At 36.5% G+C, this 18723-nt stretch carries 19 protein-coding genes; 12 read left to right on the top strand and 7 right to left on the bottom strand.

Going from position 1 to position 18723, the window contains the following annotated elements:
* Window positions 1–250 precede the first annotated feature (250 nt).
* Complete coding sequence (locus H4J62_RS10420) at window positions 251–925, bottom strand: alpha/beta hydrolase (RefSeq protein ID WP_182216440.1); 675 nt, start codon at window positions 923–925, stop codon at window positions 251–253.
* 328 nt (window positions 926–1253) lie between these two features.
* Between H4J62_RS10420 and H4J62_RS10425 the strand changes: the two genes are divergently transcribed.
* From H4J62_RS10425 to H4J62_RS10445, 5 genes are all read left to right on the top strand, one after another.
* Window positions 1254–2510 (top strand): efflux RND transporter periplasmic adaptor subunit, encoded by a 1257-nt coding sequence (locus H4J62_RS10425; RefSeq protein WP_182216442.1) that lies wholly within the window; start codon window positions 1254–1256, stop codon window positions 2508–2510.
* Between the two features lie 51 nt (window positions 2511–2561).
* A complete protein-coding gene (locus H4J62_RS10430) occupies window positions 2562–3296 on the top strand; it encodes an ABC transporter ATP-binding protein (protein ID WP_182216444.1) in 735 nt (244 codons plus the stop codon).
* An 8-nt stretch (window positions 3297–3304) separates the two neighbouring features.
* Window positions 3305–5728: an FtsX-like permease family protein gene (locus H4J62_RS10435; RefSeq protein WP_182216446.1), complete on the top strand. Its 2424-nt coding sequence runs from the start codon at window positions 3305–3307 to the stop codon at window positions 5726–5728.
* A 76-nt stretch (window positions 5729–5804) separates the two neighbouring features.
* On the top strand, window positions 5805–7205 hold the full coding sequence (locus tag H4J62_RS10440; RefSeq protein WP_182216448.1) for a sigma-54 dependent transcriptional regulator: 1401 nt from the start codon (window positions 5805–5807) through the stop codon (window positions 7203–7205).
* Window positions 7206–7266: 61 nt separating this feature from the next.
* Entirely contained in the window at window positions 7267–8535 is a 1269-nt protein-coding gene (locus H4J62_RS10445; protein WP_259368913.1) for a PAS domain-containing sensor histidine kinase, read from the top strand.
* Between the two features lie 45 nt (window positions 8536–8580).
* Here H4J62_RS10445 and H4J62_RS10450 read toward each other — a convergent pair whose 3' ends face one another.
* Window positions 8581–9759 carry a lipopolysaccharide assembly protein LapB gene (locus H4J62_RS10450; RefSeq protein ID WP_182216452.1) on the bottom strand — a complete coding sequence of 393 codons (1179 nt, stop codon included), beginning with the start codon at window positions 9757–9759 and terminating at the stop codon, window positions 8581–8583.
* Between the two features lie 391 nt (window positions 9760–10150).
* Here H4J62_RS10450 and H4J62_RS10455 point away from each other — a divergent pair, with 391 nt between their 5' ends.
* The 7 genes from H4J62_RS10455 to H4J62_RS10485 all read left to right on the top strand — a co-directional run bounded on the left by H4J62_RS10455 (window position 10151) and on the right by H4J62_RS10485 (window position 15653).
* A complete protein-coding gene (locus H4J62_RS10455) occupies window positions 10151–11407 on the top strand; it encodes a hypothetical protein (protein ID WP_182216454.1) in 1257 nt (418 codons plus the stop codon).
* 115 nt (window positions 11408–11522) lie between these two features.
* Window positions 11523–12338: a CbbQ/NirQ/NorQ/GpvN family protein gene (locus H4J62_RS10460; RefSeq protein WP_182216455.1), complete on the top strand. Its 816-nt coding sequence runs from the start codon at window positions 11523–11525 to the stop codon at window positions 12336–12338.
* Window positions 12331–12948 (top strand): cytochrome c oxidase subunit 3 family protein, encoded by a 618-nt coding sequence (locus tag H4J62_RS10465; RefSeq protein ID WP_259364636.1) that lies wholly within the window; start codon window positions 12331–12333, stop codon window positions 12946–12948. The genes H4J62_RS10460 and H4J62_RS10465 overlap by 8 nt, the downstream gene beginning before the upstream one ends.
* Window positions 12949–12966: 18 nt before the next feature.
* Window positions 12967–13221 carry a cytochrome C oxidase subunit IV family protein gene (locus tag H4J62_RS20765; protein ID WP_182216457.1) on the top strand — a complete coding sequence of 85 codons (255 nt, stop codon included), beginning with the start codon at window positions 12967–12969 and terminating at the stop codon, window positions 13219–13221.
* Between the two features lie 82 nt (window positions 13222–13303).
* Complete coding sequence (locus tag H4J62_RS10475) at window positions 13304–13684, top strand: hypothetical protein (RefSeq protein ID WP_182216459.1); 381 nt, start codon at window positions 13304–13306, stop codon at window positions 13682–13684.
* Window positions 13685–13819: 135 nt separating this feature from the next.
* Complete coding sequence (locus H4J62_RS10480; protein ID WP_146796219.1) at window positions 13820–14260, top strand: cytochrome c; 441 nt, start codon at window positions 13820–13822, stop codon at window positions 14258–14260.
* A 4-nt stretch (window positions 14261–14264) separates the two neighbouring features.
* A complete protein-coding gene (locus H4J62_RS10485) occupies window positions 14265–15653 on the top strand; it encodes a cbb3-type cytochrome c oxidase subunit I (protein ID WP_182216461.1) in 1389 nt (462 codons plus the stop codon).
* 453 nt (window positions 15654–16106) lie between these two features.
* On the opposite strand, the gene H4J62_RS10490 is transcribed toward H4J62_RS10485, so the two are convergent.
* The 5 genes from H4J62_RS10490 to H4J62_RS10510 all read right to left on the bottom strand — a co-directional run bounded on the left by H4J62_RS10490 (window position 16107) and on the right by H4J62_RS10510 (window position 18705).
* The gene (locus H4J62_RS10490; RefSeq protein WP_182216463.1) at window positions 16107–16367 is read right to left on the bottom strand and encodes an LPP leucine zipper domain-containing protein; all 261 of its coding nucleotides are present in this window, start codon (window positions 16365–16367) and stop codon (window positions 16107–16109) included.
* Between the two features lie 78 nt (window positions 16368–16445).
* A complete protein-coding gene (locus tag H4J62_RS10495; protein ID WP_182216465.1) occupies window positions 16446–16916 on the bottom strand; it encodes a potassium channel family protein in 471 nt (156 codons plus the stop codon).
* A 31-nt stretch (window positions 16917–16947) separates the two neighbouring features.
* Window positions 16948–17277 (bottom strand): hypothetical protein, encoded by a 330-nt coding sequence (locus H4J62_RS10500; RefSeq protein WP_182216467.1) that lies wholly within the window; start codon window positions 17275–17277, stop codon window positions 16948–16950.
* Window positions 17278–17280: 3 nt separating this feature from the next.
* Window positions 17281–17919: a hypothetical protein gene (locus H4J62_RS10505; RefSeq protein ID WP_182216468.1), complete on the bottom strand. Its 639-nt coding sequence runs from the start codon at window positions 17917–17919 to the stop codon at window positions 17281–17283.
* Window positions 17920–18015: 96 nt separating this feature from the next.
* Complete coding sequence (locus H4J62_RS10510) at window positions 18016–18705, bottom strand: PspA/IM30 family protein (RefSeq protein WP_182216470.1); 690 nt, start codon at window positions 18703–18705, stop codon at window positions 18016–18018.
* Window positions 18706–18723 lie beyond the last annotated feature (18 nt).

Here is an 18723-nt window from a genome sequence, read left to right on the forward strand (position 1 = left end):
TAAATAATGCTTTGTTAAAAATTTGGCTGAAATAACGCGCATAAATTATTCACCCATTAAAAAATCACTTTGAGTTTTGGCCAATCTGGATAGCCACTGTGAATGGTAAAGAGAGTTTTAGATATGAAAGTCAAGGGGTTAATGTCAGGGGTTGGTCGTTCATAACTAACGTGTTATTTCTTATCTGACCTAAATGAATAAAGCCGACAATATGCCGGCTTTATTTTTATTGAGTTAATTTATAGCTTAATTACTTTAATAAGGTATTCACTAACCAAGCTGAAATATCGCTAAGTTGTTCCGGTAATACGCTGTGAGGCATACGATAAGATTGCCATTTTGTATTATATCCAGCATCAATCAATAGTTGATTGGCCATTTTTCCCGAGCTCATTGGTACTACGTCATCTTGCTCACCATGGTTTTGCAAAATAGGAGTTTGCTTATTGGCGAAGTGACAGTTGTCGGGCAATTTATCTGCGGTTGGTAGGTAACATGACAAAGCCATAATGCCCGCTAAGGCTTTTGGGTACCTAAGACCGGTAAATAAGCTAATAACGCCACCTTGGCTAAAACCTGCTAGTACTATTTTATTGGCAGCAATACCAGAATCTATCTGCTGTTGAATAAGCGCGTGAATGGCTTGTTCAGACTCAAGTACGCCAGCCATATCAGCTCGATTATGCAAGTCCATACTTTTTATATCGTACCAAGAACGCATCACATAGCCTTGGTTAATTGTTACCGCTTGCTCAGGAGCATGCGGAAAAATAAAACGAATACCATGATTTTTTGGTAAATTTAATACAGGAACAATCGGTGCAAAGCCATCACCTGAATCGCCAAGTCCATGTAGCCAAATAACACATGATGTGGCTGTTGATTTTGGTTCTACCGTAACGCGCGCTAAGGGTTTTATTGACATCTACTTTACTTATCTTAATAAATTGAAATTTACTCTATGATAACAGCTTGAGTTAATATTAAAAATCTATATAAAAGAGTAAATATACCAAAAATTGAAGACCTATTCACAGTAGGATTTATTTTTTGATGGGGTCGCGTTTTAGCTTGTTCCATAAATGCCACATCTTAATTTTTACTTTGTGTCGTTTTCGACACAGTTTAATGCTAAAGCAATTGATTGAATTTTTTTGTTATTAAATAACAGCTGCTTACGTATTTTTTGAAGTTGGCATGTCCCTTGTATTACCTTACTTAATTATTACTTAATAAAATGAAATCATCAGCGTATGGATATCCAACGAGAAAAAAAAATAATACCTTTGTGGCGTAAGTACTGGTATGTACCCGTTGTACTGATGTTAGCTTTTGCAACGTATAAATTAAAAAGTGTGATGGGCGATGCTTCTTTTATTGTTAAACAAAATGAATTAGTGACCGCTGTTGTTGAACAAGGTCGTTTTCAAGTGAATGTTCGCGCAACAGGGGTTTTAAAACCAGTCTATATTCGTTGGGTTTCAGCACAAGTTTCTGGTCGTGTTGAACAAGCCTTTGTAAAAGCAGGCGCTCATGTCATTAAAGGGCAGATGCTGATGCAACTTTCTAACCCTGAATTACACCGTGAATTAGAAAAAGCCCGTTGGGAATACGAAGCAAAAAAAGCAGAAAATTATGCTGCTTATATTGCGCTTGAATCTCAATTGCTTGATTTAGAAAATTCAGTCGTTGAAGCTGACTATAGTTACCAAATCAGCAAGTTAAAACTTGATGCTGAAACACAATTAATCGCGCAAAAAAATGCCACCGTATCAGCGCTTGATTATCAGCATAGCCAACTGGCCGTTAAGCAACAAAATCAATACTGGCTATCACAAATGCAAAAAGTTGAAAAAATGAAAGCGAGTTTACTTGCCTCTAAAACTGCTCAACAAGCACGATTGGGCTTAGTTGAAAATAACTATCAGCGTATTAGAGATCAAGTCGATGCTTTAGCCGTAAAAGCGACAACTAATGGGGTGGTTCAGCAGGTTTCTCTTGCGTTAGGAGAGCAAGTTCAAGTTGGTGGTAGTGTCGCTTTGATTGCGGATCAACGTTCGTTGTTTGCTGAGCTTCAAGTACAAGAAAATAAAGTGAGTGATATTGCATTAGGTCAAGCCGTTGTTGTTGATACGAGAAGTAATAAAATTTTTGGTAAAGTTATTCGTATTGACCCGGCAGTAAATACTGGCATGGTTCAAATTGATGTGCAGCTAAATAGTGAATTACCTAATGATGCCCGACCTGATTTAACGGTAGATGGTTTAATTGAGGTAAGTGATATTGCGGATACACTTTATGTCCAACGTCCGGTATTTGCCCCTCGTTATAGTGATGCAGGTTTATATAAATTGATTAATGATAAAAAATTTGCTCAAAAACAAAAGGTGAAGTTAGGGCAGAGTTCAGTCAACCAAATTCAAATACTTTCTGGTTTAGACGTTGGAGATGAAATTATTATTTCCGATACAACGAGTTGGCAAGAGCATCAAGAAGTGATGATTAACTAATAATAATTATTTATGAAGATAAGAGTAACAGACAAATTAAAGGAAATAAAAATGAGCACATTAATCGAATTGAAAGAAATCAGTAAAAGGTTTTTGACTGAAGAAATCGAAACACGCGCTATTGATACTGTTAATTTAACGATTAAAAAGGGTGAGTATATTTCATTAAGTGGACAGTCTGGCTGTGGTAAATCTACATTATTATCACTTTTAGGTTTACTTGATTCTCCAACCCATGGCACTTATGAACTAGATGGTGTTGATGTTTCATCATTATCAAGAGATCAACGAGCAAAAATTCGCAGTGAACAAATTGGTTTTGTCTTTCAGTCATTTAACTTAATTTCCGATTTGACGGTTTTTGAAAATGTGATGCTACCGTTAACGTATCAAAAAGGTTTATCAAAAAGTGAAATAGAGGGCAAAGTACAGCAGGTATTAGAAAAAGTTGAAATGTCTCACCGAAAAGATCATTTCCCATCACAGCTTTCTGGTGGTCAACAACAGCGAGTCGCTGTAGCTCGTGCTTTAGTTAACGACCCCGCAATTATTCTTGCTGATGAACCAACCGGTAATTTAGATTCAAGAAATGCTGAAGCTGTATTAGCCTTGCTTGATAAACTTCACCAAGAAGGAGCGACAATATGTATGGTGACACACGATCCTTCTTCTGCAAAAAGAGCAGACCGCTGTTTAGAGATGTTTGATGGCCGTTTAATTGCCGATAATATCAACATAAAAAACAATGCAGATTCAATGCCTGCACCTACATTAGTGGTAGGTTAGGAGGATACATGTCTACATTTATTGATATCAAATATGCCTTTAGATTACTTTTTAAGTCGCCTAAGTTCACTGCGATGACTTTAGCTGTTCTTGTTGGAGGGCTTTCCATCAGCTTATTCACCTTTTCATTTTTGTATTCAACCATGCATAAAGACTTAGACTTACCTAACGGCGAAAGCATGCTGTCGGTTAATGCAGAATTTAATGGTGAATTTCAGTTATGGACTTCCTATGAATTCTTTATGATAAAGGAAAAACAAACAGTACTCAGTGAATTTGGTATTTATGATAAACAAGATTTTAGATTGTCTTTTGAAGATAGTGGAAAGAATGTTTACGGGACTTATGTTGACCAAGGATTTTTTGATTTCAGTGGTACAAAAGCAGCGCTAGGTCGAACATTGCAAGCTGCAGATATAGAAGCAGGTGCTTCTCCAGTTGCAGTTATCAGCACTCAGATTTGGGCGAGTGATTATTCATCTAGCAAAGACATTATTGGTAAGACTATTATTGTGAATGATATTGTTACCGAAATTGTTGGTGTTATGCCCCATGGGTATCTTTTTCCTGGTTCGAGTCATATTTGGCTGCCGATAGAACAATCACTCATAAAAAAGACAGCGAACAATCCTAATAATGTTCATCTTTACGGTCGTATTAAACCTGATATCAGTAGAGCTAAAGCTGAACAATCCTTAAGCCAGCAAATTAATACGATTTATCAACAAAATGCTACACAATACGATTTAGAAAAAGGTGATAAGTCAGTACGTTTCTGGTCATTTCCTTTTGCGCAAATGGGAGGGGAAGGTACGGTAATTTTTACCTTTTTAAATGTGATCGCTGGGATGATCCTATTACTTGCGTGTATCAATGTTGGAAATCTTTTACTTGCTCGGGCTATAGAACGTCAAAAAGAAACCGCGATACGAGCAGCATTAGGCGCATCAAACACTCGTTTAGTTAGTCAGTTAATGTGGGAAGGCGTTATTATTACCTTATTAGGTGGCGTTTTGTCGGTTTTACTTGTAGGTGCAGCTTTACATTACACCGATATTATATTGCATTCATGGAACTCCAAAACGTTAGTATTTTGGTGGCGTTGGGGTATGGACAAAGAAACACTATTAATGGCGGCCGCCTTTACTATAGTGACAATTTTTTTATCCTCATTTTTACCCGCTTGGCGCTCTGCCAATCAAGACATTAATACAACATTACGTGATGGAACTCGAGGCGCACAAGGTAAAAAAGCAGGGCGTTTATCAAGATTCTTAGTGACGACTCAAGTATTTCTTGTCGCGATATTAATGCTTATTGGCTCGATGTCAGGGTATATATCCAATAAACTGGTTAATTTAGAAACGGGAGATGATTACACTAATGTGATGAGAGCTAGGCTCAGCCTACCTGAAAATAAGTATGCAGAACCACAGCAGCAAATTGCTTTTTATCAAAACCTAATGACAGACATCAAAAGTCACCCTCGCGTTGCGGGTGTCGTTATGAACAACTGGCTTGGAAATTTTCCCCTAACACTTGAGGGAATTGATTACACCGATGAAAAAAGTAAGCCATCTGTTGATACGCTAAGTGTGATAGGGAAAACAGATACTATTGGTGTTAACTTGGTTGATGGGCGCTTCTTAAATCATCAAGACAAAGAAGGTAATCGTAAAGTCGCTTTGATTAGTCAATCAATGGCGAGTCGATACTGGCCAGGAGAATCTGTCATTGGTAAAAGCTTTCAACTTAAGATCGATGAAAAAAACGAAAAACTATTTATAGTAGGCGTTGTAACAAATCGCATGAATCCTAAAACCATGCTCGGTAAGCTTGATAGCGCTGATGAAGTTTATACTTCAGGGTTACAATTTATGACGGCTTTTCAAAACTTTTTTTACCTAATAGAAGGTGAATTAATTAATAGTGAAGAAATATTTTATCAAGCCTTGTATAAAATAGATCGAAATATTGATCTCTTTTATGCGGTTGAACCGGCAGAGAAAAATAGAGGTATGATGCGTGATGTAATGCAATTAACGTCTAATATCACTTTTGGTACAGGCTTCTTTGCCCTAATGTTAGCACTGGTTGGCATTTATGGTTTAACCGCTAATTCGGTGGCACAACGTACTCATGAAGTTGGTATTAGACGCGCAGTGGGTGCTACCGATAAAAGTATTGTGAATATGTTTATGAAACAAGGTGCGAAACAATTAATTAAAGGATTAGGTTTAGCCTTAATCATTTTTGTATTAATTGCCTTTGGTTTTAATAAAATGTCGGAAGGTATATTTCCAACGTATTTATATGTGGTTCTTGCAGTAACGGTAGTTATCGGATTGTCTGCTATTGTAATGTTAGCGATATATGCACCAACGACCAGAGCAGTTAAAATGGAACCAAGCTCAGCTCTTCGTTACGAATAAGACGAAGGAAGAAAAGCTATCGCCCTTAATGTTAGGGCGATAGACTAATATTAATTAATGGTGTAACTATAATACTGTGAAAAATAATAAAATCTTAATTGCTGATGATGACCTCAATATTATTGCCAGCTTAAAATATATGTTATCAGAAGAGAATTTTGATATTTTAGCGATGACCACGCCAGAAGCTGTTTTGGAAAATTTAAAGCGTGAAAGTGTAGATCTCGTTTTAATTGACATGAATTTTCAACAAGACACCACTTCTGGTGGTGAAGGGTTACAGTTAGTTGAGGCTATTCAACAGTTTGACGAAACTCTGCCTATTATTGTTATGACCGGCTGGGCAACTATTGATATTGCAGTTGATGCTATGCGGGCCGGCGCAAAAGATTTCATCCAGAAACCGTGGAACAATGAACGTATGCTAAGCGCTATTAATACGCAATTGAAATTAGCCAGTATCGATAAAAAGCTCAACCGACTCAATCAAGAAAATAAACTACTCCGCTCACAATCGTTTCCTAAAAATAATGGCATTATTGCGCAATCACCCGTAATGAAAACATTGTTGTCATCGTTAGAAGAACTCGCAAAAAGTGATATGAGTATCTTACTTACCGGTGACAATGGCACGGGGAAAAGTATGCTTGCTTCTTATGTGCATCAACAGTCATCGCGAGCTGAAAATTCTTTCGTTCCAGTAAATATGGGCGCTATTCCAGAAAGCTTATTTGAAAGCGAAATGTTTGGTCATTTAAAAGGGGCATTTACAGACGCTAAAGAAAACAGGGTTGGCCGTTTTGAAATGGCAGAGCAAGGCACGTTATTTCTGGATGAACTTGCCAATATCCCAATGGCTCAACAAGCTAAGTTATTAAGAGTATTAGAGGAAAAAAAATTTGAAGTAGTCGGAAGTAGTAAATCACTGAGCGCGGATGTACGTATTATTTCAGCCACCAACTGTGATTTGGCAAAAGCTATTAGTGAACAGCAATTTAGACAAGATTTATTTTACCGTTTAAATACCATTCAACTACGTATACCTTCATTGCACGAACGAATTGAAGATATTGAGCCTTTAGCCCATTATTTTTTACAACGCTTTAGTGCTAAATATAATATTGTCGCCCCTGAGTTATCATCGGATGCTGTTAAAAAGTTACAACAGCATACTTGGCCGGGTAATATTCGTGAGCTAAGCCATCTTATGGAAAAACTACTTTTTACCTGTAAAAAATCGGTGATAGGTGGACGAGATTTATTACTTGAGGATATTCATCCTTCAGCAAGTGAACTTGATGAGAATAGAGGTGATAAACTCACTAATTATTCGTCATTATCTTTAAATGAAATAGAAAAAATATCAATGATCAGCCGTTTGAAACATCATCGAGGTAACGCCACAGAAACGGCCAAATCTTTAGGGTTAAGTCGCAGTGGATTTTATCGTCGTATGAGTAAACACGGCCTTGACTAATCAACAACGAAAACAAAAAAATGATCATAGCTTGCTAGCTCTGTTTTTGTGCTTGCCTTGTTTGCTTATAACGACCGTAGCACTTTATATAGCCAATGTGTCTGCTTATTTAATTGCTTTTATACTTATTATTTTGGCGTTAATTGCTGTTTTTATTGTTGTCATTTCTGAGCAACGTTCTCAGCAACAAATAAGAACCTTGGCCAATATTTTGGAATCAATGATTGATGGCGATTATAGTTTACGTGGCCGAGAGCAAGAAAATAAGGCTTTTCAAGAACTACTCACTCTCGTTAATAACCTCGCAGACACACTGGCATTAAGTAAAATTGAAGCGAAAGAGAGTCGGCAGTTACTTGAGCGAATAATGCAACAAATGGATGCAATGGTTTTAGCGGTTGATGAACAAGGTCGGATTGTATTGGCAAATGATTCGGCCCAAAAATTATTACAAATAGATATGTCTCAACACGCTCATTTATTGCTGACAAGCCTAGTGATAGGGAAAGTTATTAGTGAAGCACAAAGCGGAATTATTGATTTTGAACACCCCCAGCTTAGTGGTGAACACTTCCTTTTTAAAGAATACTTTTTAAGTGAAGGCAAGCAACATCAACTCTTTTTAATCACCTCAGCACAACGATTATTATTAGAAAAAGAACGAAAATCTTGGCAAAGTTTATTGCGTGTTTTAAGTCATGAAATGAACAATTCGTTAACACCTATCTCTAGTATTAGCCAATCGATAAGTTCTAAATTACAAGATGGGCAGAAAGCCTTAAATCGCGAGTCTTTATTAACAGGGGTTGATATTATTAACGAACGAGCAAGTTCGCTTAGTTCCTTTATTGCCAGCTATAGTCAGCTTTCTCACTTGCCTGAACCCAATAAAAGTAGATTTGCCTTGCAAGGCTTTATTAGCCATTGTATTGCGCTCTTTAATGATTGTCGTATTCTATTTCCAGATAATTCTATTGATTTAGAGCAGGTAAATATTTACGCAGATAAAGCTCAGCTTGAGCAAGTCTTTATAAATGTCTTTAAAAACGCCAAAGAAGCCATGCAGATAACTCGTAGCACAGATAAAATAATTGAAGTGTTTTGTCATGAGGATGATAAATATTTTCACATTCACGTCTGTGATTCAGGTAGCGGGATAGCTAACAAAAATAACTTATTTGTCCCTTTCTATACGACAAAACCACAAGGCAGTGGTATTGGCTTAACGTTATGCAAACAAATATTATTTAATCATGATGGACTTTTATCCTTAAAAAACAGAGAAAATGTCGCAGGAGTTGAAGCTGTCATATCGCTTCCTAAAGGTTGATACGATAAATTATCAACTACACTCGATATTTACCAATATTACCGTTTAGATATTTCTAGCAATGCTTTGGTTAATATTATAGAGCTTTTTTTCATCAAGCTCATAGGTCCACTCCAGTGCTTTAACTAACATAGCTTGGGCCATCTCCATTTTTTGTTGCTTTATGTAAATACGGTATAGTTCCATATAGGCTTGGTTTAAATAGGGCGCTTTCTTCAATGCTTTTTTAAAGTGTCTTTCTGCTTGTTTAATATCATTGTTTTGTGTTGCGACATAAGCCTGAGTTAACGATTTATAGGGGCTAGGGTCGTCTAATTCTTCCATCTTACTTTGCAGAAAACTCACTTCTTCCATTCGCTGTTGAGACTTAAGTAGCATAATATAATTACTTAATAGTGCTATGTTTGGTTTTCCTCTATCTATACCTATTTTGTAGATTGCTTCTGCCGTTTTTACATCGCCAGCCCTACGATGAATAACGGCTAATAAATTAATTGTTTCGATATTTTTAGTGTCATATTTATAGGTGGTACTAGCATACATAAAGGATTTCGCTAAATTTTTATCAGCTAAAGCGTCAGCAGCTATATTCTTATAATACATAGCTACAAAGGTATTATAAGAAAACGTTCCTCCTCTACGATTATTTTTATTTGGGAAGTAATCAATGGTTATACCGGAGGGAGAAAAATAGAAAAAGTTATCATCAGCAACAAAAGAAGGATCATAAATTACTGTTTGTACATGCGAAGATGACAAAATAACATCTTCTTTTTTAGAAAAAATCGGTAAGGTATACACATTACGATATGAGAAATACAACCCCAAAAGCTTAGCATAAGCAGTTGTTAAAATGGCCAAACTCATACAGTTACCTTTATTAAGACGCATTACGGTAGTGGCATTATATGTTTCACCATAATAGGTAAAATTGGCCATGTTCTCGTTAAGTATCTGATAGAGTGCTTGGTGAGGTTCATAGCCCGTAGCTACTTTTTTCTCAAAATCTATTTTTACTTTTTTCTGTTGGTCTTGCGTTAGGTAAAACAGCTCTTGCTCATTTAATGGCGCTATTTTTGTTTGTTCAAATAAATTGTAATTAATAGGAATATTGATGTGTTGTTTAATATCAGATTTTGAGCCATCTATAGATGTAGTTGAACAGGCTGAAAAACAAAAGATAATATCAAAAGTAAAATTATTTTTATGCGATGCATTTGTCATCCTTAACATTCGGGTATATTTATCTCGTCTTGCCACGGGATAACTTAACTACGAAGAGCTCTGTACTTAAATTAACAGAATAATAACTTATAATAAAGTGCTGTTGAAAACTAATCATTACACGTCACTTTTATCGTTCCGTTTAACTACACGCTATGCTTTATCGATGCTAATTATAAGTTGGGCGGTGTAGATGCATAAAGATTAAAGTTGGCTAGCGTTTTTTTTCGCAGATTAAATCAACAAAACACTCCTCATTTGCTATAATCGATATACTTAATTGCAATACCTAATAAAAACGTGGATTTTTCACGCTTTTTTTATATTATTTCTAATCTATGCTTAACCGTATTATTAGTGATAATTCCTTATACGGAGTTTATATAGTTTCATGAGAAAGTTGTTATCTTCACCTGTTAATATGCCCTTGTCTGATGCTGAAAATCAGGTTTATCAAAATGCCCTTAAATATGTCACGCCATTGAGCCTAAATTTAATGGCGGTTAAAGTGACACATCGTCCAGATGATTTTCTGGGCTGGTGTGGCGAGTTGGCCCGACTATGTCGTGAAGAACTTAATAAGGATCTTTTAGAAGATGAGCAACTTTTACCGCTTAAGAAGCTACAAGATATTCTTGAAGCTGGCTTTACGCTTAGTCAGTTTAAAATGGCTAGAATTGCTCCTTGGCCAATATTTGCCAGTTTTATTGAACAACAAAGCACGATTCATGCTTTAGATGAACGTTTACGTTTATTGAATTATCTTGACGAAATTCGCCAACAACCTTTAGCAGACTTAATTGTTGAAGACCGTTTAGCTTTTTCTGGTAAGCACACAACTCAGCATGACTACAGCATTTATAATTTTGATGTTGAATGGTTTGCGGGCACTAAAGGTGCAAAAGTTTTTCATACCTTGCTTGAGCAGTCGCCAGAAAAGTTTGATGCAGCATTAGCGCACATTCCTTTAACTGGAGAAGTAAGTCATGCAAACTACCAAAGTTTTGTTAACGACTTCCAACAAATTTTTAAAGAATATACGCAAACAAAAGCCCAAGGCGAAAAAGCGCCTTTAGCGGTAGCTACACGTCTATTAGCGATGCGCAGACCGGATCAATTTATTGCATTAAATAACAATAAAATTGATATTCTTTGCCAAGGCTTATCGATTGCTAAACTAAAAAACACAGATTTTTCATCTTACTGGCATGACATGATTGGTACTATGCGTACTTTTGCATGGTGGCATCAAGCACAACCAGAGATAGCTGAAGCAAACAGTGATGCAAATGAGGGCGAAGAAAGCGCTCAAGATGAAGCTACTGGCAACAAAGAGAATCGTGAACTTATTCTTTGGAAAAATCGTGCGGTATTAATTGATTTGTTTTTATTTGCTGATGCTGACTTAGCACCAAATTCAAACTACATTAAGTTACGTGAAAAAATGCTTAATAAAGCGAAGTCGAAGTCAAAGGCGACGCCTAAAAAACGTAGTAAAGAGTCAGCTGAAATATTAGTGGACAAAGCGCTTACCTCAGAAGATCTTCCAGCGTACTTGCAGGGTAAACGTGACTCAATTATTATTCAGGTTAAAAATGGTAAAAGTGTTGAACAAGCTATCGGTTTAATGCGCGCAATTTTTGGCTAATTAATCGCTATTTTCATGCTCAATTGATCGGAATCAACTAAGGTCCATTCAAATTTGCAGCTAACTCATTTAGGGCGTATTTTAACGTTAAGTTAAATTACGCCTTTGAGTTTTTATGAACACCGTTAATCTTAAACCTTCGACCAAAACTGACGATTCTTTATATTATAAAGAACAAAAGAATGAAGTCTCCTTATTTGAATATGCCTATCACCATCAATTACCCGTATTAATTAAAGGGCCAACAGGTTGTGGTAAAACGCGTTTCATTGCCCATATGGCAGAAAAACTCAATAAACCCCTTTATACTGTTTCTTGTCACGATGACTTAACCGCTGCTGATTTAGTAGGTCGCCATTTAATTGGTCCCAACGGCACCTATTGGCAAGATGGTCCGTTAACAAAGGCTGTTCGTGAAGGCGGCATTTGTTATTTAGATGAAGTCGTTGAAGCACGCAAAGACACAACCGTTGTATTGCATCCATTAGCTGATGACCGTCGCGTATTACCCCTTGAACGCACCGGTGAGTTAATAGAAGCCGCCCCCGGTTTTATGCTGGTTGTTTCTTATAATCCCGGATACCAAAATCTATTGAAAGGTATGAAGCCAAGTACACGTCAGCGTTTTGTGGCACTGCGCTTTGAATACCCTACTGCGGAATTAGAACAAGAAATTTTAATTAAAGAAGCAGGGGTTGATCCCCATTTAGCTTTTAAATTAGTTGAACTTGCCCAAGCTTTACGTCGTTTAGAAAAAAACGATCTCGATGAAGTTGCTTCAACACGTTTGTTAATCTATGCAGCGAAAATGATTTCAAGTGGTATGAATCCTATCGAAGTTTGTCGTTGTTGTTTAGCCGAACCATTATCAGATGATATTGATACGGTTAATGCTTTAATGGATGTTGCTAGAATTTACTTTGATGAGTAACAGCGTTATTACTTCAAAAACTTTAGAACTTCGCGAGGTTAAAGTAGCTGACAATATGGTTAATAAAAGACTGCCGGGTGATTTAGCCATGTGGTTTTTTATTCTTGCTGAACTTACTGTCTTTGCTATATTTTTTATTGGCTTTGCTATTACTGAGCAATTACATAGTGATATGTTCATTGCGAGTAAAGCTAAGCTTCACCCGATTGCGGGTTTAATTAATACGATTGCCTTAATCACCAGCAGCTTATTTGTTGCTTTATCTGTTCGAGCTATTCATCTTCATCAAGTTAAACAATCAATTAACTTACTCGTCATTTCACAAGTTATTGCCTGTATTTATTTAGCAGTAAAAATTTGGGAATATCAGTTTCTCTTCAATATAGGCATTGATATAGAGACAAATACTTTTTTTACTTTGTATTTTCTTATTACCTTCTTCCATTTTATGCATGTACTTTTAGGTATGGTTATTCTGCTTATTATTGGCGTAAATGCTAAGAAAGGTGCTTATCAAGAGGACGTCTCTGGCTTTGAATCGGGTGCAAGTTATTGGCATATGGTTGATATGTTATGGATTATTTTGTTTCCACTTATCTATGTTATTTAAAGAGGCGGTAATGACACTATGATCACTTTGAAACAAACAATTATAAGTTGGCTACTTTTAATTATATTGACCTTTAGTTCAGTTTATATCGGACAGGTTATAAAATCCCCAGAGTACTTAATTGCTTTTGTATTATTAATTGTTTTCCTTAAAGGGCAGCAAATTACCGATGTTTTCATGGAACTTCGCACAGCGCCTAAAATGTGGCGGATATTATTACTTGGCTATGTATTTATAATTCCTGCTGTTATTTGTGTAATTTATCTTTTGTAGTGATGTTTAAGGCGTTGGGCGGTCTATTCAGATTAATCATTGACCTAAACAATAGTGTTACTTTTAGTTAAGAGAGGTTTATATGAAAAATTCAGTTGAGCAGTCATCGAACCAACACCATTCAGCCAAAGATGGCCGAGATGCTATTATTTATCAATCGTTATTTTTGATGAATTTATTACTTATACCTGGCCTGTCTTTTTTAATTTTAATATGGTTATTTATTAAAAAAAAGCACCAGAAAGGCTGGCAATGTATTCATCTATACCGCTCCATTCAATTGTCTATTTTAGCCGGCTTTTTTATTATCGTAATTCCGCTTGTTGTCTTACTAACAACTGATGCTTTTGAAGTGTCTTTAATGGTGATGATCATTTACTTTGTTACTATGCATGCCGCTTTTGTTTTGCTGGGAATGCTAAATGTTTCTAGGGCAATGGCGAAAAAACTTCCACTTTTTTGATATAACGCATACTTACCTTTTTTTTAGTCACAAATTATTACACATTCTTTAAAACTTGATAGAAATCAAGTCTCCTTATTTAAGAGCGGTTTATTATCCTCAAGCTTTATTATCGTTTTTACTAAGGAAAACACCATGTCAGAGCGTTTTACTAAAGGCATGGCTCGGAATATTTATTATGGAGGAAGCGTATTCTTCTTCTTAATATTTCTAGCTTTGACCTACCACACCACCAAAGTGATGCCTGAAAGGGATCACCGTGAAAATATTACCGAAGCTGTTGCTCACGGTAAAGAACTTTGGGAAGAGAATAACTGTATCGGTTGCCATTCATTAATAGGTGAGGGGGCTTATTTTGCACCTGAACTCGGTAATGTTTATAAACGCCGTGGCGGTGAAGCGGGCTTTAAAGCCTTTTTAAATGGTTGGATGAAAGCTCAGCCGTTAAATATCCCTGGCCGTCGTCAAATGCCAAACTTTCATCTTAGCGATAAAGAAATTGATGACTTAGCAGAATTTTTGAAGTGGACGTCAGAGTTAGATACTAATGACTGGCCACCGAATATTGAAGGATAATGCGATGAACACTTTAAAATATCAATCTCAAGCGGTCGCAAAACCTTATTTCATTTTTGCATTAATACTCTTTGTTGGCCAAATTCTATTTGGCTTAGTTATGGGGTTACAATATGTTGTTGGTGACTTTCTTGCTGGCGCAATTCCTTTTAACGTAGCACGTATGGTGCATACCAATCTACTAATAGTCTGGCTATTATTTGGGTTTATGGGCGCTGCTTATTATATGGTTCCAGAAGAATCTGAAACTGAACTTTATAGTCCTAAATTAGCTATTATCTTGTTCTGGATATTTGCCGCCGCAGGTGTTGCAACTATCTTAGGATACCTATTAGTCCCTTATTCAACTTTAGCTCACTATACGTTAAATGAATTATGGCCAACGATGGGACGTGAGTTCCTTGAACAGCCTACTATCACAAAAATTGGTATTGTTATTGTTTGTTTAGGCTTTTTGTTTAACTTAGGTATGACTATTTTAAAAGGCCGTAAAACAGCTATTAACATGGTGTTGATGACAGGTTTAATTGGTTTAGCCGTATTCTTCTTATTCGCATTCTATAATCCAACTAACTTAGCACTTGATAAGTACTTTTGGTGGTTTGTTGTTCATTTATGGGTAGAAGGTGTATGGGAATTAATCATGGGCGCAATTTTAGCTTATGTGTTGATCAAAATAACAGGTGTTGACCGAGAAGTTATTGAAAAATGGTTGTATGTCATTATTGCAATGGCGTTAATCTCAGGTATTTTAGGTACAGGTCATCATTTCTACTGGTTAACTACTCCAGAATATTGGCAGTGGGTGGGCTCTGTATTCTCAGCAATAGAACCTTTACCATTCTTTGCGATGGTATTGTATGCCTTTAACATGGTTAATCGCCGTCGCCGTGAGCACCCTAATAAGGCTGCAACACTCTGGGCATTAGGCACGTCAGTAATGGCATTCTTAGGTGCAGGTGTTTGGGGCTTCTTACATACATTAGCACCAGTAAACTACTATACCCATGGTTCACAAATTACTGCTGCTCATGGTCACATGGCTTTTTATGGTGCTTATGCGATGATCGTAATGACAATTATTTCATATGCTATGCCTAAGTTACGTGGTATCGGTGAAGCTAATTGTAATCGTGCCCAAGTACGTGAAATGTGGGGATTTTGGTTGATGACTGTTGCTATGGTTTTCATCACATTATTCTTAACAGGTGCTGGTGTATTACAAGTGTGGTTACAGCGTATACCAGAAAGTGGTGAAGCGTTAAGTTTTATGGTAACTCAAGATAAACTTTCAATATTTTATTGGCTACGTGAAATTGCCGGCGTGTTTTTCTTAATTGGTTTAATTTCCTTTATCTCCAGTTTTTGGGTGAAAGAAAAAGTAGCTAGCTAAGTACTAGTATATGTTGGTATTAATCAACAGAAAATGAAAGCCGGTTACTGAAAAGTAACTGGCTTTTTATGTTCAGGATGGTCTTTCTCATACATCCTGTTTTTCTAGGCATTAGTGTATCTCTGTACGTCTACGTTATGTCGTGATGCTGTGACTGCATGGATGCAATAAGTAGAGTAACGCAGGAGCAGTAACCGAGATGGCAAGGAACGACGATGTTCACAACGGTATGGCCATTTCTAGGCATTCATATAGTCACATGGTCTTGATACTCCTTGATGTCGATGTAAGAGTCGATAATGGTATTTCTTAGACAGGCTGTCCTTCAAGGCGTTTGTCCATCATTGCACGCCAATAGTCATAGTTTGTTGATACGAAAATAGCAGGCATAAAAAAACACGAGGCTGATATAATCAATCTCGTGTTTTATTTAATAGACCTATGGTCTAACCGTTATTTTTTGTAGCTAGAAGCAATGTTATCCATGCGTTCATTAGCATTAGCAACAGATGTTTTAACACCTTCTATTGTTTCTGTATTCATTGTTTGCTGACTTTTTACATCGGCAACTTCATCCGTTAAGGCATTAACTTTATTAGTTAGTGTATCAACCTTTTGGTTTAGGCTACTTACACTTGCTTCTAAAGCGTCAGTGTTAGCACAGCCTGTTGCCGTCATGATAAGTGCTGCTAGAGCAATAGTTTTAATTAACATAGTGTTTTCCCTTTTATTATATTTAAAAGACAAGTATGGCATAATATAATAAATTTATTACACATTATTTATTAATATTTACTTGGTTGATTTGTGAATAACTTCTTCAATTTTATTGGCTAATAAATCAATTTTCACTTCGAGTTGCTTATTATGATCAAGTATTTCTTTATTTTGTCGGCGCAATTCTCTATTTTTAACGTCTGTGTTAGAAAATCCAAAAAAACGATTAATAAACTGCGCGCCAATAAAACTCATTAATCCAACACCAATATAGAACATACACATAACAACGACCCTGCCACCTGTAGTTACAGGATAGTAATCACCATAACCTATGGTACTAGAGCTCACTTGTAGCGCCCAGAAAGCATCATTATATGTTTTTATATTGGCCGTAGGTGCGGGTAATTCGAAATGCAGTAACAGTTTCGCTGCTCCAGCCATAATCAAATAGAGTGTCAATATTGTTAAGATTAATATATATCGAGATTTATAATTCTTAATACCAAATTCATCGATAGTGTAATGTTTAAGTCTATGGCGCATCATCATAATGTTTATAATTTCATTTTTGCAGTTAACTATTATTGTTTTGCGTAACATGTAGAATTAAATCATCCATTAATTTACGCTTTATTTCAAGTTGTTGTTCAGGAGAAAGGCCGTATTTTAAGGCTAATATTTGGTAATCATCTTGTCCTAAACTTACGGTTAAACGAGGTCGTTTAGGTCTTTTATTCGTTGGTAGGCCAAGAATATCACGAATTTGGTCTGATGGACTCAGACCGGCATGTAATGCTTGAGTACGAATTGCTAATTGAATTTTTTCATCCATATCAAAAGCAACTTGCACCGCCTTGACTGCTTGAATTGAAGATTGCCATTTTTCAGGTAATTTTCTGCTCACAAATTAGCTCCCCGGGAAAATATCGATAATATCAGAAGTTGGACGGTATAACGTAATAAATAAGTCGGTATCACCATCTTGCCATACTTCAATATCAATACCGCGCGATTGCTCTTCATCAAGTAAGCTATAAAGTTCAAATTGCTCGCCTGCTTCATTTCCTTCATAGGCGCTTAAACTTTCACTACGATTATCTCTGCGGTGAAAATAACCTACTTTTGCAAAAACTTGTTGCTGGTATTGTGGACTACTCCAGCCTGATGTTAATAAAGAATCTGACTTTCTCTCTAGAAAGGCTTCACCAGGTTCATCAAATACTGTGGCAAACTCATCTAAATCGAACAGTGATTCGATATCTTGGTGCTGAATTTTAAGAGCAAATTTAAGGTAAGTTTTATCATCACTTTCGATGGTTAAGTAAAGCTCAAGGTTGTTCGCACCTTGTAAAACCCATTCAGTTTGTGTGTTACTTTCAAATTCGTAGCAGTTAATGGCTGATACTTGAAACTGTTGTTTACGTAAGGACTCAGGTAAGGCGAAACTGTCGGTCAGCACAATAATATCTTTAATCTTTAACTCTTCAGCTGAGTTAACTTGGCGTTCGTCTTCTTTCTTTTTAAATAGTCGCTTTAGAAAACTCATATTCAGATCCCAAAAATCCGCCTAGTTGTTGGGAGGAAAACAGCTAGGCGGTTAAAACGGTATTCGTTAGTCAATAATGGCTAACGAGCATGTGTGTTACTTTTGTTTAGCTTTTAAACGGTCTAATACTGAATTCGCACTATTATCTGTGCCACCAATACCGGCTTGCTTAAGTTGAGCAGCTAATGAATTATCTGAGTTTTCAGATTCTAACACTTCTGCCGCTTTCATTTGATCATCAAATTTCTGCTGTTTAGCTTTAATGCGTTCTAAAGAATCTTTAGCATTTAACAGCTTAGAATTACTTGATGAAAAGTTATCTGTGATTGCCGATGTTGCTTTTTGAACACTTTCTGTTGTTTTAACCATAGAAAGTTGACGCTTATATTCACCTACTTGGCGCTCACTTTTCTTCACTAGTTCTTTTAAACGATTAGCACTACCTGAAAAACTATCAAGTGCTTGTTGTTGAGATGCTAGATCATTTTCCAAGTTAGAAATTTTTTCAGCAACAGCTAATGCTAACGTTTCATCACCTTTTTCAAGGGCTTGTACTGCATAGCCTTCGTGCTCAGTGACTTCGCGCTTTAAACGGTCAACTTCACGGCTTGATGACATTTGTTGAGCCATAACACCAGTAAGGTCACGTTTAGCTTTAGTTAAGTGATTTTCTGAATCACGAATCTCTTGTTCAAAAATACGGGTAGCGTTTGAATCAACAATTGATTCTCCAACTTCTGAAGCGCCACCTCGAATTGCGGTCATTATCTTTTTAAAAATACTCATAGTTTTTTCCTTAGGGTG

This window comes from Colwellia sp. BRX8-5 (assembly GCF_014077325.1).
Lineage (GTDB): Bacteria > Pseudomonadota > Gammaproteobacteria > Enterobacterales > Alteromonadaceae > Colwellia_A.